This is a genomic window from Microvirga sp. ACRRW (genome assembly GCF_022346925.1).
Lineage (GTDB): Bacteria > Pseudomonadota > Alphaproteobacteria > Rhizobiales > Beijerinckiaceae > Microvirga.
Map to the genome: position 1 here is coordinate 162,653 of NZ_JAKRNJ010000004.1, position 14,420 is coordinate 177,072.

A 14,420-nucleotide genomic window follows, 5' to 3' on the forward strand; every position below is an offset into this window, starting at 1 on the left:
CCACGATTTCGAATGGGCTCGCCTGCATTTGCGGCAACTTCATAACTAGCTCTTCGGTCGGCAAGACATGTCATTTTTAGCTTAAGGGTTCGCTGTCAGGCCGTTCGTCACATGCAACCCGCATTGCTATAGGCATCAGGAATCTATCCACCCCCCAAGACTCTGAAGCGATGCAGAGAATCAAATAATACCCAACATTTATAGCGGCTTAGACATGTCACGAGGCGGTTTGTGCGGCTCCTTACCCGCTCTCCATTGCAAGCCGTACTATGCGGTCATTTGTCATATATAAAACATGAAATGCAAAATATTTGCATTTAATATATTTATTATGCAATATTGGACTATGACCCATGAAGCGGATGATACGTGCGCCCAGCCGGTTGATGCCATCACTATCGATGGATTGCTGTATCTGATCGCCGATCTTCCTAAGGCTGCCGGAGCCAGCCTTGAGCGGTTGCCGCATATCCTGCGGGTCATGCTCGAAAACGTCCTACGCAATGCGGAGGACGATGCTCCCAGAGCCAAAGCCGCGATTCTGAACTGGTTGAACAGGGGCAGTAGCGAGGAAGAAATCCCCTTCCTGCCCGGCCGCGTTCTGATGCATGACACCACCTGCGGGCCGGCTCTGGTCGATATTGCCGGAATGCGCGCGTCGCTTGCGGAAGCGGGGCACGATCCGAGCTTGCTCAATCCCGTCCTGCCCGTCGATGTCTCGACGGATCACTCCCTGGGGGTCGACGTCTTCGGCACGCGCGACGCGCTTTTGCGAAACATGGAGCGCGAGTTCGAGCGCAACTCTGAGCGCTACCGCTTCATGAAATGGGCCACGCGCACGCTGAATGGCGTCCGCGTTCACCCGCCCGGCACCGGCATCATGCACACGCTCAATCTCGAGCGCTTGGCAACTATCGTGACAACTGCTGAGCACGATGGCGTGTCGTGGGCCGTGCCCGATACGTTGATTGGCACAGACAGCCACACGCCGATGATCAACGGCATCGGCGTGCTCGGCTGGGGCGTCGGAGGTCTTGAGGCGGAGAGCGTTTTCTTCGGCATGCCCGTGATGATCCGCGTTCCGGACATTATCGGCGTGCGCCTGACAGGTCGCTTGAAGCAGGGCGTGCTCGCGACCGATCTTGCTTTGACGATCACGGAGCGTCTGAGGCGCATTGATCTGGCAGATCGCTTCGTTGAGTTCTATGGCGAGGGAGTTTCGACGCTCTCCGCAGGCGACCGCGCCGTCATCGCCAACATGACCCCGGAATTCGGTGCCAATTCCGGCTTCTTTCCCATCGACGATCAGACTTTGCGCTACTTGCGCGAAACGGGCCGCTCTGTGGAGCACGTCCGCCTCGTCGAGCAATATGCCAAGCGGCAGGGCCTCTGGTTCGACCCGGAAGCATCGCCGCGTTTTACAGACACGATTGAAATCAATCTCGATGAAGTCGAGGTCAGCCTCGCAGGACCGCGCCGCCCGCAGGATCGCATTCCAGCAGGTGCAACAATCGAAGCGCTCGCATCTATGCTTACGGACCGTCCGGCTAGCCCTGGAGAGCCTGCTCATGGCGCGGTCGCCATCGCGGCGATTACGAGCTGCACCAATACGTCAGACCCAAGATTGCTGATCGCCGCAGGCCTCGTTGCCCGCAAGGCGCGCAGCTTCGGTCTCAGGCCACCTGCATGGGTGAAGACATCGCTGGCGCCGGGATCGCCGACCGCCGAGCGTTACTTAAGCCGCGCTGGATTGCTGGACGATCTGGAAGCGGTGGGCTTCGGCATCGTCGGCTATGGCTGCACCACCTGCATCGGCAATTCAGGTCCGCTTCCCGCCGTCATCGAGCAGGCGATGCATGAGCGCGGCATCGTTCCCGTCGCCGTTCTCTCCGGCAACCGCAACTTTCCAGGCCGCGTTCATCCGCAACTGGAGGCAGGCTTCCTCGCCTCGCCTCCGCTCGTCGTTGCCTTCGCGCTCGCGGGCGATGTGAATCGCAATATCCTCGTCGATCCGATCGGCCGCGCAGCTTCGGGCGAAGAGATCACGCTCGCGGATCTCTGGCCGAGCGGCGATGAGATCGATGCTGCACTTGGACTGGCGATAAATGCCGGTGATTACGAGACTGCTTACGCGAAGGCGGAGGCGAGCGAGACATGGCGCGCGCTGGACGCGCCCGCCACCACTCTCTTCCCCTGGGATGAGGACTCGACCTATATCCGCCGTCCGCCATTCGCGGGGTTCGGCAAGGGCACGCTTCTTGGTTCCTACGCGGCGCATCCGCTGCTCGTGCTCGGCGACGACATCACCACCGATCATATCTCGCCAGCCGGACAAATTCCGCAAACGGGCGAGACAGCGGAACATCTCGTCGAACGCGGCGACAATCGCCGCGATCTGAATGTCTTTGCGTCCCGGCGCGGCAATTGGGAGGCGATGGTTCGCGGTCTCTTCACCAACAAGTCGGTGCGCAATCTGCTCGACCCGCAGATCGCTCCGGGCTTCACGATTCATGTGGGATCGGGTGAACACTTGCCGCTGTTCCGCGCCGCAGAGCGTTACGCGCAGGAAGGCGCCTCCGTCGTCATCGTGGCGGGCGAGCGCTATGGCATGGGCTCATCCCGAGATTGGGCCGCCAAGGGCGTGGCGCTTCTCGGCGCACGTGCGGTGCTGGCTTCGAGCTTCGAGCGCATCCATCGCTCGAACCTGATCGGCATGGGCATTCTGCCCCTGCGACTTCCCGGAGATCGCCATCCCGACACACTGCAGCTGCGTCCCGGCGATCAGATCTTCATCGAAGCCGATCCCCATCGAATCAGCCCACGGTGTCCGGTCTCCGTCACGATCCATCGTGCATCGGGCGCAACCGAGACATTCGCCGCTACCGCCGCCATCGAAACGGGCCTTGAGGTCGAGATCCTGATGAGCGGCGGCATCATTCCCCTCATCCTGCAACGCGTCACCAACGCGGAGGCCACAAGCCGCGAGACGTTTGCACTGGAATTCACCGGAAACGGTGAAAGCACACGGCGGGAGTCCTCGCCGGGCAACAGGCGCTGAAGCGGCAACGTCCGCTTCGCGTTCACCATCTCACGCAACCTTAAAGGGAGGAAATCGTGAGCCACCTTACCAAGACAATCCGCGGCGTTGCCGTTGCCGCTCTGACGCTCGTCGCCTCTTCGGCTTTCGCGCAGCAGGAACTCAAGATCATGGCCCCGGCAGGCCCTGGCGGCGGCTGGGATTCGGCGGCCCGCTCCATTCAGCAAGTGCTCACGCAAACCGGTCTCGCGAAGAGCGTGCAGGTGACCAATGTCACGGGCGCCGGCGGCACCGTCGGCCTCGCGCAATTCGTCAATCAGGCAAAGGGTGATCCGAACCAACTCATGGTCAACGGCATCACCATGGTGGGCGCAATCCTCACCAACAAGTCGCCGGTCACCCTGGATCAGGCGACGCCCATTGCGCGTCTCACCGGCGATCCGCTCGTGATCGTGGTTCCTGCCAACTCACCCATCAAATCGGTGAAGGAACTGGCCGACGCCGTGAAGGCTGACCCGGCAAAAGTCACCTGGGCCGGTGGCTCCGCAGGCGGCGCCGACCATATCCTCGCAGCCCTCTTCGCGAAAGCCGCCGGCTCCGATCCGGCGAAGGTCAACTACATCGCATTCTCCGGTGGGGGAGAGGCGCTTGCAGCCATGCTCGGCGGTCGCGTGACGGCGGGCATTTCCGGTTACGGCGAGTTCGAAAGCCAGATCAAGGCCGGAAAGCTCCGTGCGCTCGCGATCTCATCCGGCAAGCGTCTGGCGAATGCGGATGTTCCCACCCTCAAAGAGCAAGGCATGGATGTCGAAGTGGTGAACTGGCGCGCCATCATGGCGCCCCCCGGCATCACGGCTGACCAGAAAAAGGCGATCACCGACATCATGGACAAGCTGGTCAAGTCCAAGGAATGGGCCGAGATCCTGAAGCAGCGGGGTTGGGAAGACTTCTATCTCGCCGGCGACCCCTTCACCGCCTTCCTCAAGGAAGAGCAGGTCCGCGTCGGGGACGTGCTGCGATCGGTCGGCCTCGTGAAGTCCTGATGGCATTCGGCTGGGAGGTTGGCGGCGATCTCCCAGCCGGTTCCTGCGAAATTCAAACTGCGTGCTATACCTGACGGGAATCGCATCGATAACGAGTGCGTTTCCTAGGGAGAGGTCAGGTTTTCGATGAGTGTCCCTGTCAGCGAACGTGCATCCGGCAGCAAACGGGAAATGACCGAAGGGCTTGCTGCGCAGATCCTGGAACATATTCGCGGATCGAGATTAGATGTCGGAGCACACATCACGGCTCAGGAACTGGCCGAACGCTTCAGCGTCTCCCGCTTCCCTGTTGGCCAGGCCCTGCAATTGCTCGCCACCAAAGGCGTCCTGACCCATGAACGCAACCGCGGCTACTTCGTGGCGGAAGCCAAGGATGCATCACCGGCGGCCCTCGGCCTCGTTGCGAGAGACGACACCTCGGAAATCTATTTCAGAATCGCCGAGGATCATCTTCACGACCGCCTGCCCGATCCTGCCTCCGAAGCCTATCTCAAGGAGGCCTATGGGGTCACCAAGGCCCAATTGAACGCCGTCCTGAGCCGCATCGCCCAGGAAGGCTGGGCCGAGCGCCGCCAGGGCTATGGCTGGTCCTTCTCGCCCATGCTCACTACACCGGAAAGTCTGGAGCAAACCTATCGCGTCCGGTTAGCTCTCGAACCCGCCGCGCTGCTGGAACCAACCTACCACCTCGATCTCGAGACAGCCGCGCGATGCCGCGAGGCGGAACTACGTCTTCTGGCAGGAGCCATCGAAACGGACAGCGCAGATGCGCTTCACGAGCGCGGCGTGCGGTTCCACGAGGCCATCATCGGTGCATCCGGCAACCCGTTCTTCCTTGAAGCTGTTCGACGCATCAACCGCGTTCGCCGCTTGTTGTCATACCGCTCGATGATCGACCGCAAGCGCTATCGCCAGCAATGCGAAGAGCATCTCCAGATTCTGGACCTGTTGGAACGCGGGAAGAACGAGAAGGCTTCGCAGGCACTGCGCAGTCACCTGGAGCACACGATCGAGAATCTTCAGGAGATCAGGCCGATCCTAGAGCGGTGAGGCTGTAGTGCTTCTATGGTGGAACGCCCGTTACAGAGCGTTCTTGCCTATGCCAATCCAAGCAGCCAGATCAGGCTCAGGCTGATGAAAACCAGCACGAGAAGAGAAAGTGTGACTGCGAGCGTCACACGTCCGCCGACGCGCCCGAGCACCTTCAGATCGACACCCAAGCCCAGAGCCGCCATGGAGATGACGGTCAACATGGTGGCCGTCGGAAGAATCGCATGCAGGATGGTTTCTGGAATAACGCCAAAGGACCGCAGCGCTGCCAGGCCTAAGAAGCCGACGATGAACCAGGGCACGAGCTTCTTCAGGGAAAAGCTCGCCTTGGAGGCAGACGATTCACGCCCGGCCAGAATCGACAACACGATGACGACGGGGCCGAGCATCAGCACACGCACGAGCTTGACGAGGGTGCCGATTTGCGTGCTGACGAGGCCTAAAGGCACCGTCGCCGCCAAAACCTGCGGCACCGCATAAACTGTAAGCCCTGCAAGTACACCATATTGAGTGAGCGAGAGATCGAGCAACGGCACCAGGAGCGGCAGGGTGAGCACGACGATCACGCCGAGAATGGCTGTGAATGCGATGGAGGACGCCACATCCTCGGGTTTCGCACCGATCACGGGTGCGACCGCAGCAATGGCTGAGTTACCGCAGATCGAGTTGCCGCAGGCAACAAGGATCGCCATGCGTTTCGGCAGACCCAGCAATCGACAAAGGCCGTAGCTTGCACCGATTGTGACGGCCACGACGACGGCAATGCCGACGATCAGACCGAGGCCTGCCTGCATCACGGACTGGAAGCTGATGGAAGCGCCCAAAAGCACGACAGCAATCTCGAGAAGGGTTTTGGCGGAAAATCCGATGCCCGGCACCCAGCGGGGGCTAGGTGTCCATGCCGTCCGCACAATCGTCCCAAGCAGGATGGCAATGACCAGGGCCTCTAGCCAGGGGCGCCCAGTCCAATGCTCCTCCATCGTCTGGAGTCCCATGGCGATGCCTGAGATCGCCGTGCAGAGGACTAATCCGGGAAGAACGCGGGTCCAGTTATTCATCGACACTTCACGCATCTTACGCCACGGGCCAGAGGTGGGTTGCTGCGAACAGCACCAGAGCAAACTGGGGCTTAGCCGAAGCAAAAGGAATGATAACCCAAGGAAGCTGCCGGGGTATCGGCTTCTCTTGCGGATGCCCGATACCAGATGTGTCTTGCTGGCTCAATGATCTGTGCGCCGCAATCCTGCCTCACATGCCTAGGCGCAGGCGGGGAGAATGAAGGCAGCGATCCCATGCCACAGGATTACGACGAGCGAGAAGCCGTTGATGAGAATTGCGACATGGCCCATGAAGCTATCCGTCATGGTAGCCGACTGCTTCGCGTTCTGCCGATGCTCCTTGGCAGACCATATGGTTGTGATGGCTGTCGCGGCGAATGTGACGAGCGTCGCTGATAGAATTGTTGCAGGGATAACCTCAAAACCGAAAATCCTCGCATCCGCCCATCCGCGTCCGCACAGGGTCGATGTCACCCCATAAATGACGGTGAATTGAACGGCCCAGGCGATGAGGCCGGCCAGCATCAGGAGAACCTGCCCCGTCCGCCCTCCGATCATCAGATCCCTCCCGTCAGGCGCGGGAAGCCGTGGACGACGAGGACAGCGGCGAGGCCCTGCCCTATCGTGTAGTACCAGAACAGCATGGTGTTATCGAAGGTCGTCCGGCGCACGCTGTCGAGCCGTCCCGCCAGCCAGCGGGCGATGGTGTAGATGGCCATGATGAATGTCGTCAGGACGAAGAAGATCTGCAGGGATATGATGGCGTAGACCGCCGCGCCGTAGGCGTGGGCCGATGGACTCAACTCCGTTTGCCACTGGGCCCAGAGATCGATGGAGATAGCGCCGCACAGGAACAGAAGCGCCGCACCGATCAGAGCCGGGACTGAGCGCGGGCTTCGCCGGTCATCACCACGCAGTTGCCGGCTGGCGACTGCGATCAGGATAGCGCTGATGCCATAGAGGAGCGCCGAAAGAACCGGCCAGATCCAATCGGGGATTCGGACATCCTGCGGTGGCCAGGCATTTGGGTTCACGAGCCAGAGAAACAGATAGGAGAAGATCAGACAGGTGAAAACCATTCCCGAGACGACCATGAGAACGATCATTGCCCACCAGGAATGGCTCGTCGGTCCCGTAACATAGACAGGCACCACGATGCCGCCGCCGATATCCGCGGGCGGACGAACCGGACCTGGATCCGTTTCCCAGAGCCACCAGATCACGCAGCCCACGGCGATCACGCCGCAGACAGCCGATGTGAGAACGAACTTCACCGTCAGGAGCAGAAAGAAGGCAGCGGTGAACACGGCAGCCAAGACCGGTTGCCAGCCTGGCCCTGGGATTTGCAGGATATATTGCGGTCGCGCATCGAACGGGCTCGTCACCAATGCCTCACGACCGCCGGTGGCCGTTCCGGGAAGGTAATAGCGGCCGTCCTCTACGTCCTTCGGCAAACTCGGCTGGTCCCACAGAGGATCGCGACTGGCGACGGAAGGGATGCTTCGCGTCGCGTAATTGCCGTTCGGGAGCCATTCCAGAGTACCGGCGTTCCAGACGTTGCCGGCATTGTCCTCAGATGCGAAACGGAATTTGCGGGCAAAGTCGAAGATAAAGATCGCGACACCGGCGGCTATCATAAAGGCGCCGACGGTGGAGATGAAATTGAGAGCATCCCACCCCATTCCAACCGGATAGGTATAGACCCGGCGCGGCATGCCAATGAGGCCGGTGATGTGCATTGGCAGGAAGGTCACATTCACGCCGAGGAACATGAGACCGAAGACCCAGCGCCCCAGTCGCTCCGACAGAGCCCTCTTGCTGGCCACCGGAACCCAATAATAAAAGGCGGCGAACAGCGGAAAGACCATGCCGCCGATCAGCACGTAATGCAGATGCGCGACGACGAAGTAGCTGTCATGCGCCTGCCAGTCGAAGGGAGCCATCGCCACCATCACGCCGGTAAGCCCGCCAAGCGTGAAGATGAAGAGAAACCCGATCACGAAAAGCGACGGCGTCGTCAGCTTCATGCGGCCGGAGGCGATGGTGGCGATCCAGGCGAATACCTGAATGCCGCTTGGCACCGCAACGGCCGTGCTGGCAGCCGAGAAAAAACTCAAGGACATCTTCGGCAGGCCGGTTGCAAACATGTGGTGCACCCACAGGCCGAAGGAGAGGAATCCCGTGGCGAGGAGGGCCAGTACGATTAGGCGGTAGCCGACGATCGGGGTCTGGGCCATTGTCGGCACGATCATCGAGACCATGCCAGTGGCGGGAAGAAAGATGATGTAGACCTCCGGATGGCCGAAAAACCAGAACAGGTGCTGCCACAGCAGAGGATCGCCGCCCCTTTCCGCGATGAAGAACGGCCAGTCGAAAGCACGCTCCATCTCGAGCAGCAGCGTCGCGAGAATGACCGCAGGAAAGCCGATGACGATCATGACTGCGAAGACGAGCATTGCCCATGAATAAATAGGCAATTTGTCGAGGCTCATGCCGACCGCGCGGGTCTTCATCACGCCGACTATGATTTCGATGGCCCCTGCAATGGCCGAAATCTCAATGAAACCGATGCCGAGCAACCACCAATCCGCGTTGTCGGCGGGTGAATATTTGGTGCCGGTGAGCGGTGGATACATGAACCACCCGCCATTGGGCGCGAGGCCGAAGAAGATCGTTCCGAAGAACACGAGCCCACCGACGAAATACGCCCAAAAGGCATAAGCCGAGAGGCGCGGAAACGGCAGGTCGCGCGCGGCCTGCATGTTCGGCAACAGATAAACGCTGGCCGCCTCCACGGCCGGAACAGCGAAGAGAAACATCATCACCGTGCCATGCATGGTGAAGAGCTGATTGTAGAGATCGTGTCCGACGAAATCGCTCTCCGGCAGCGCAAGCTGCGTGCGCATGATCAGCGAAAGAATACCTGCCAGAATGAAGAACAGGAAGGCTGTGCCGACATACCACAGGCCCACATATGTGTTGTTGACGGCCGTGATGAAGCTCAAGCCTTGCGGGGCCTTCCATGCCTTTTTCAGCGCCTCGAATTCCCCCTGCGGACGCGGCAGCGGATTGGGAAATTCGGGCTCGCCGCGCTCGAAGGATCGCGGGTTCTCGGGTGCGTTCATTTCAGGCTTTCCATGTACCCGGCTAGGGCGCGAAGATCCTCTCCGCTCAAGGAACCGTAAGAGGGCATCCGCGCACCCGGCTTGATATGCTGCGTGTTGGCGATCCAGCCTGCCAGCGTGCCGACATTGTTCGGGAATTGACCTGCGCCGATGGTTCTGCGGCTTCCCACATGGGTCAGGTCTGGACCGAACTGTCCATTGGCGCCGGTCCCGCGCACCGTATGGCAGGAACCGCATCCACCGGCGCGGAACAAGTCCCGGCCACGTGCAAGCAACGGAAACTCAGGCTCCCGCGCGAGCTTTTCCTGCTCTGCCCGCCACGCATCGAAAGCCGCAGGCTCCAGTGCGATCACATCGAACGCCATGCGGGCATGTTGGTCGCCGCAGAATTCTGCACAGACACCGCGATAGACCCCAGGCCTCTCCGCTGTGAAATTGAGGCGATTGATGCGACCCGGGATCATGTCGATCTTGCCTCCGAAATTCGGGATCCAGAAGCTATGAATCACATCGGCGCTCGCGACCGACACGGCGATGGAGCGGCCAATTGGAACAACGATTTCATTCGCTGTCGAGACCTCCGGCTGCTCGCCATCCGCCGGATAGCGGACTCTCCACCAATATTGCTCCCCGACCACCTCGATGGGGAGCGCACCCGCTTGTGGAACATCGGTGTCACGCATGACGACGAGCCCATAAGGCAGAAGTGCGGACAACGTCACAATCGGAAAGACAAGTCCGCCGTAAAGGATCGTCTGGCGGCCGCCGAGCCATCTGCGTCGGTCGTGCGGAGCAAAGATCGCGTAGAGCAGGAGCGTCGTAACCACCAGGAAGATAAGGGTGCCGCCCACCGTCATGATGATCGTGAGCCAGTAAATCCTAGATGCGTCGCCTCCGGCCGGGTCGAGGGCCGATTGCATCCCACTGCATCCTATGAGGGGAAGCACGCACAAAAGGGCTGTCGCGCCCTTCGCAGAGGTGCGCAACTGTCCATGAAGGCTATTCCGTCTCGCTTCAAGGTCCATTCGCCCTCAATGGGTCTTTATGCGTTGAACGACAAAGCTTGGCCGTGAAGCTTGGTTCCCTTGAAACATCCAGCTTTGGGTTCACGAAAACGTTCTTGGCTTATCATTGCCGCCTACCCGCTCGGTTCATGATGTAAGTTCAAGGTTATGTGGGGCGATCCGGACGCTCGGGAACGGAAATGGAGCCTGCCGGTTGCTTCATCGAAGCTCCGCGAAGCAAAATTTCATGATCAAGCGCCCCCTCACCCGTTTGCTGATTCTTCCGGCCCTCATAGGGCTGGCGGCCTGCAGCGATCAGCAGGAGCAAGCTGCCATTGTGCAAATTGCCGACGGGGAGCCTGAGCAGGGACGTGCCTTCATCCAGTCCTATGGTTGCGGCGCCTGCCACACGATCGACGGCATCCGTGGCGCGCGAGGCAAAGTCGGGCCGCCGCTCGAAGACTATGCGCAGCAGCACCTCCTCGCTGGCTTTATGCCGAACACGCCGCGTAATCTGATTGCCTGGCTGATGGATCCGGTTTCGCTGAAGCCCCAAACCGGAATGCCATCGCAAGGCGTGACGGAGACGGAGGCTCGACACATCGCTGCCTATCTCTACTCATTGGGCAGCGATGGGGTGCAGGTTTACCCGAACGGTCCTCCTCTCCCGCTTCGCGGCTCCGGCGAGAGAGCAGTCGAGGTTCCTGGTTCAACGATACTGCCTTCTGAGACGGACTCACGCACGCGCCGCATCGTTCCGAAGCACAATGCAGGCCCAGGTTTCGATAACTAGCTTTCTGTTTTTTTAAGCGATGCGATCAGGGCTCAGCCGCTGCCTCCTCGGCATAACTCGGGCGCCTTTTCATCACCAGGATGAAGCCTGCAATCCAGAGACAGATCATGCCGACAATGAGGCCGATACCCAGCCAAGAGAAAGTCACCATTGGCTGCAGAATCCAGAGCGTATGGATGCCATGATACAGAAGCACGAGAGCGCTTCCCCCAATCATCGCAGCCCGGCTGACGCCGGACGGAACCAGAACCACGATGGCACCCAGAATCAACAGAGAGGAAACGGTGAGAAGCCTCAAATCCCAAGGATCGGAGCGCCTCAAGTACCATTCTGCTCCCTGCGGCAGATTGGCGAGCCAGACGATGATGAACTGCGCGAACCACGTCCAGACAGTCAGAAGCGCCAGTGTCAGCAACGCGCGCTCGAGACTGGCCATCCGCCGTGGCGAAGCCGGGTCTGGTTTCAGAAAATTCACGAGGATGGCACCGGCCAGTGCGGCAAGGACCTGAGCGAGACCAAAGGCAAATCCGAACAAGCTCGACCACCAATGCGGCTCGCGCGACAGCACCCAATCGTAAGCTGCGAAACTCATGATGGGCGTCAGCAGGCCGAGCCCGACAGCGCTTGCCCGGCGCACATGCCGGGTGCGGATCAGCCAAAATGCCATGCCGAAGCAGACCAGCAGGTAGAGCGCGCTCCTCATCAGGAAAAAGCCTGGGCTTAAGAATAGGGCTCGTGCTGGCGGCAAGCCGCTCCTTTCACTGACCCAGGGGAAGAGTTGCTCGATCCCAATAGCAACTGGAATGCCCAGAATGAGGACCAAAGGAATCATCAACGCTGCCGCTTCGACCTCCGCTCGGATCGGAGCGAACCAATGCTCATTCATGAGGTGGCCGAGCATCAGAACAACGAGGCTGCCCATCGAGATTCCGGCAAGCCCAACGAAAGCGACGTAGAGAGCCTCCGTGACATTCATGGAGATACCGCTCCCTGGCGTATCGGTGCGCCACTCTCCGCTTGAAGCTTCTTGATATAATGAGCGATGGCCCAGCGCTCCTCTGGCAGGAGGCGATCTGCATAAGAGAACATCCGCCCCTTGCCTTGAGTGATCACCGTGACGATCTGCTCGGGAGAGAGAGTTCTCACGCGCTCCTCATGATAGGAGGGTGGAGGCAAAAACCCTCGCGAGACCACCGTTCCATCTCCTCGGCCGCTCAAGCCATGGCATGGCGAGCAGAAGGCGCGGAAGCGATCTTCGCCTTTCACAAGAAGAGCTGGGGTCACCTGCGGACCCGGCGGCGCGAGCGCCGCGTTCTGCGCAGCGGTTCCCTTCACAATGACACCTGGAGGAACGGGAACAAATGGCCGCTGGACGGTGCGGGTCGAGGCAACGGCATCCCGCTGCTCCGTGCCGGAATCGCAGGCCGCCAGCAACACGAAACAGATAATAGCAACAGCTAGTCGCATGCCGGCACCTCCCGCACCGACGTCGGCAGCTGCGCTTCGAGAAAGCACCGGACCCCATCGGGCTCGAAGAGCGGGTCGCTGCCTAGGATGCAGAGAAAAAACCGGTCTTCCGAAGCGCGCTTGAAGTCGTGCACCGAAAAGACCGGGTGATGCAGACGCGGCAACCGAAGGATGAGAAGCAGGCCGAGTAAGGTTGCAGTTCCCGCCCAGAGAATGGCAACGATCAACGTGGAGGGAATGAAAGTGGGCCACGAATTGAGCGGCCGCCCTCCGACATTCAGCGGGTAATCAATAGCGTTCATCCAATATTGCGCACCATATTGCAGACCTGCGCCGATCAGCCCGGCAACAAGCGCGATCCAGGGAATGGCAGTTGTGCGTGTGCCCATCTCCCGAGCAAGGTCTGTGAGAGGAAATGGGCTAAATGCATCGATCTGCGTGAAACCTGCGCGCTTTGCCCTTCTGACGGCATCCGCCAAGGCATCCGGTGTCTCGAACTCAGCTATGATACCGTAGATGTCCTGCGTCATGCAGACTTCTCCAGATGCTCATCATGCCGGATTTCGAACATCGAGACCACGGGCAAGAACCGCACGAAGAGGAGCAAAAGAGCGACGAACAATCCGAGAGACCCTAAGAACAGCGCGACCTCAGGAAGCGTCGGGCTATAAGATCGCCCGATCGACGGCAGGTGATCCGTCTCAAGGCCTGCGACGATAATCGAGAACCGGTCGAACCATATGGCGATGCCGATGGAAAATCCGACAAAGACACCGGCGACGGTGCTTTGACGCGCGGCTTTGAACCAGAGCAGTTGTGGAAAGAGAACGCCGTAGGCAATAGCTGTCCAGTAAAGGCCGGCATAATCTCCGATCATGCGGTTGAAAGTCGCCTCTTGTGCCAAGCTATCCGCCAGAAGTGCGGAGATGATCTCATCCAGATAAAGATAACCCGACACGAGGGCGCTCGTGAGGACGAATTTGCCGAGAAGATCGATGTCTACCTCATCGATGTAACGTCCAAGCTGCAGCCCCCAGCGTAGGAGCACGGCGACGAGGAGAACAATAGATAGTCCCTGCGATAGCCCCGTAGCTACGAAGTGGAGCGGCTGGCGTGTTTCGTGCCAGTCGGGCACCAGCGTAACGGCAAACTCGAAAGCCACTGTGCTCTGCATAATGAGGATCAGGGGCAGCACGAGGATGGCGACAAGACGATAGGCGCGCTGGTGATAAGCCCAATGACGCACTGACCCGCGCCAGCCGAGCGCGAAGATTCCGTAGATCTTTTGCACCGTCTTATGCCGCGCGCGATCCCGCAAGGTCGCGAGATCGGGAATGAGGCCTACATACCAAAGCAGGCTTGTAACGATGACATGGGTGCTGATTGCCCAGAAATCCCACGTCAATGTGCTGCGGAATTGCGGCCATACCTCGAAAGTCGCGGGGTATGGAAACGTCCAATAAAACAGCCATGGACGCCCGAGGTGAAAGATTGGAAAAATGCCCGCGCAGAGAACGGCGAAGAACGCAACACCTTCGGCAAAGCGGTTGACCGCCGTCCGCAGATCGTGCCGACGCAGAACGAGAATAGCGGCGAACAGACTCGCACCATTGGCAATGCCGATCCACCAGGCATAGTTGATCAGGTCGAAACCCCAGACGAAGGGAATATTCACGCCCCAGATGCCGACGCCCAGGAGCGCGACTGAAACCAGCGCATAAACGAGCAAAAGAACGAGAGCGCCGGAGATGGCCAGCGCAATCCACCAAACCAAGCCGAAACGGCGGAAGAGCGCGACATCAGCAACCCGGCTCGTGCTGGACTGTGCATTGCTGCTCATCGG

The 14,420-nt window shown here is 59.8% G+C and carries 12 protein-coding genes; 4 read left to right on the top strand and 8 right to left on the bottom strand.

The features are described 5' to 3' along the window. Nucleotides 1–346 precede the first annotated feature (346 nt). The 3 genes from acnA to MHY87_RS10990 all read left to right on the top strand — a co-directional run bounded on the left by acnA (nt 347) and on the right by MHY87_RS10990 (nt 5,130). The gene (acnA, locus tag MHY87_RS10980) at nt 347–3,058 is read left to right on the top strand and encodes an aconitate hydratase AcnA (protein ID WP_239351727.1); all 2,712 of its coding nucleotides are present in this window, start codon (nt 347–349) and stop codon (nt 3,056–3,058) included. Nucleotides 3,059–3,114: 56 nt separating this feature from the next. Beyond that, the gene (locus MHY87_RS10985) at nt 3,115–4,080 is read left to right on the top strand and encodes a tripartite tricarboxylate transporter substrate binding protein (RefSeq protein WP_239351728.1); all 966 of its coding nucleotides are present in this window, start codon (nt 3,115–3,117) and stop codon (nt 4,078–4,080) included. 126 nt (nt 4,081–4,206) lie between these two features. After that, nucleotides 4,207–5,130, top strand: a complete 924-nt coding sequence (locus tag MHY87_RS10990; RefSeq protein ID WP_239351729.1) for a GntR family transcriptional regulator — start codon at nt 4,207–4,209, stop codon at nt 5,128–5,130. A gap of 47 nt (nt 5,131–5,177) precedes the next feature. Here MHY87_RS10990 and MHY87_RS10995 read toward each other — a convergent pair whose 3' ends face one another. The 4 genes from MHY87_RS10995 to coxB form a co-directional block, all read right to left on the bottom strand. Next, the gene (locus MHY87_RS10995; protein ID WP_239351730.1) at nt 5,178–6,203 is read right to left on the bottom strand and encodes a YeiH family protein; all 1,026 of its coding nucleotides are present in this window, start codon (nt 6,201–6,203) and stop codon (nt 5,178–5,180) included. A 183-nt stretch (nt 6,204–6,386) separates the two neighbouring features. Continuing rightward, a complete protein-coding gene (locus MHY87_RS11000) occupies nt 6,387–6,746 on the bottom strand; it encodes a hypothetical protein (protein WP_239351732.1) in 360 nt (119 codons plus the stop codon). Then, a complete protein-coding gene (locus MHY87_RS11005; protein ID WP_239351734.1) occupies nt 6,746–9,313 on the bottom strand; it encodes a cbb3-type cytochrome c oxidase subunit I in 2,568 nt (855 codons plus the stop codon). The genes MHY87_RS11000 and MHY87_RS11005 overlap by 1 nt, the downstream gene beginning before the upstream one ends. Then, entirely contained in the window at nt 9,310–10,233 is a 924-nt protein-coding gene (gene coxB / locus MHY87_RS11010; RefSeq protein ID WP_239351735.1) for a cytochrome c oxidase subunit II, read from the bottom strand. The genes MHY87_RS11005 and coxB overlap by 4 nt, the downstream gene beginning before the upstream one ends. Before the next feature lie 331 nt (nt 10,234–10,564). Between coxB and MHY87_RS11015 the strand changes: the two genes are divergently transcribed. Next, a complete protein-coding gene (locus tag MHY87_RS11015; protein WP_239351736.1) occupies nt 10,565–11,110 on the top strand; it encodes a cytochrome c family protein in 546 nt (181 codons plus the stop codon). A 25-nt stretch (nt 11,111–11,135) separates the two neighbouring features. Here the strand turns inward: MHY87_RS11015 and MHY87_RS11020 are convergent, their stop codons facing one another. Genes MHY87_RS11020 through nrfD form a run of 4 tightly spaced genes read right to left on the bottom strand, consistent with a single transcriptional unit; the run spans nt 11,136 to nt 14,417 of the window. After that, nucleotides 11,136–12,086, bottom strand: coding sequence for a hypothetical protein (locus tag MHY87_RS11020; protein ID WP_239351737.1), 951 nt, complete (start codon nt 12,084–12,086; stop codon nt 11,136–11,138). Beyond that, on the bottom strand, nt 12,083–12,577 hold the full coding sequence (locus MHY87_RS11025; RefSeq protein ID WP_239351738.1) for a cytochrome c: 495 nt from the start codon (nt 12,575–12,577) through the stop codon (nt 12,083–12,085). The genes MHY87_RS11020 and MHY87_RS11025 overlap by 4 nt, the downstream gene beginning before the upstream one ends. Further along, on the bottom strand, nt 12,568–13,107 hold the full coding sequence (locus MHY87_RS11030; RefSeq protein WP_239351739.1) for a DUF3341 domain-containing protein: 540 nt from the start codon (nt 13,105–13,107) through the stop codon (nt 12,568–12,570). The genes MHY87_RS11025 and MHY87_RS11030 overlap by 10 nt, the downstream gene beginning before the upstream one ends. Then, nucleotides 13,104–14,417 carry an NrfD/PsrC family molybdoenzyme membrane anchor subunit gene (gene nrfD / locus MHY87_RS11035; RefSeq protein WP_239351740.1) on the bottom strand — a complete coding sequence of 438 codons (1,314 nt, stop codon included), beginning with the start codon at nt 14,415–14,417 and terminating at the stop codon, nt 13,104–13,106. The genes MHY87_RS11030 and nrfD overlap by 4 nt, the downstream gene beginning before the upstream one ends. Nucleotides 14,418–14,420 lie beyond the last annotated feature (3 nt).

Excerpts from the sequence above, each read along its gene's own strand:
- MHY87_RS11015 (WP_239351736.1), top strand. The coding sequence starts at position 10,565 with ATGATCAAGCGCCCCCTCACCCGTTTGCTGATTCTTCCGGCCCTCATA.
- MHY87_RS11000 (WP_239351732.1), bottom strand. The coding sequence starts at position 6,746 with ATGATCGGAGGGCGGACGGGGCAGGTTCTCCTGATGCTGGCCGGCCTC.
- MHY87_RS11005 (WP_239351734.1), bottom strand. The coding sequence starts at position 9,313 with ATGAACGCACCCGAGAACCCGCGATCCTTCGAGCGCGGCGAGCCCGAA.
- acnA (WP_239351727.1), top strand. The coding sequence starts at position 347 with ATGACCCATGAAGCGGATGATACGTGCGCCCAGCCGGTTGATGCCATC.
- MHY87_RS10990 (WP_239351729.1), top strand. The coding sequence starts at position 4,207 with ATGAGTGTCCCTGTCAGCGAACGTGCATCCGGCAGCAAACGGGAAATG.
- MHY87_RS11020 (WP_239351737.1), bottom strand. The coding sequence starts at position 12,086 with ATGAATGTCACGGAGGCTCTCTACGTCGCTTTCGTTGGGCTTGCCGGA.
- MHY87_RS11030 (WP_239351739.1), bottom strand. The coding sequence starts at position 13,107 with ATGACGCAGGACATCTACGGTATCATAGCTGAGTTCGAGACACCGGAT.
- MHY87_RS11025 (WP_239351738.1), bottom strand. The coding sequence starts at position 12,577 with ATGCGACTAGCTGTTGCTATTATCTGTTTCGTGTTGCTGGCGGCCTGC.
- MHY87_RS10995 (WP_239351730.1), bottom strand. The coding sequence starts at position 6,203 with ATGCGTGAAGTGTCGATGAATAACTGGACCCGCGTTCTTCCCGGATTA.
- coxB (WP_239351735.1), bottom strand. The coding sequence starts at position 10,233 with ATGCAATCGGCCCTCGACCCGGCCGGAGGCGACGCATCTAGGATTTAC.
- nrfD (WP_239351740.1), bottom strand. The coding sequence starts at position 14,417 with ATGAGCAGCAATGCACAGTCCAGCACGAGCCGGGTTGCTGATGTCGCG.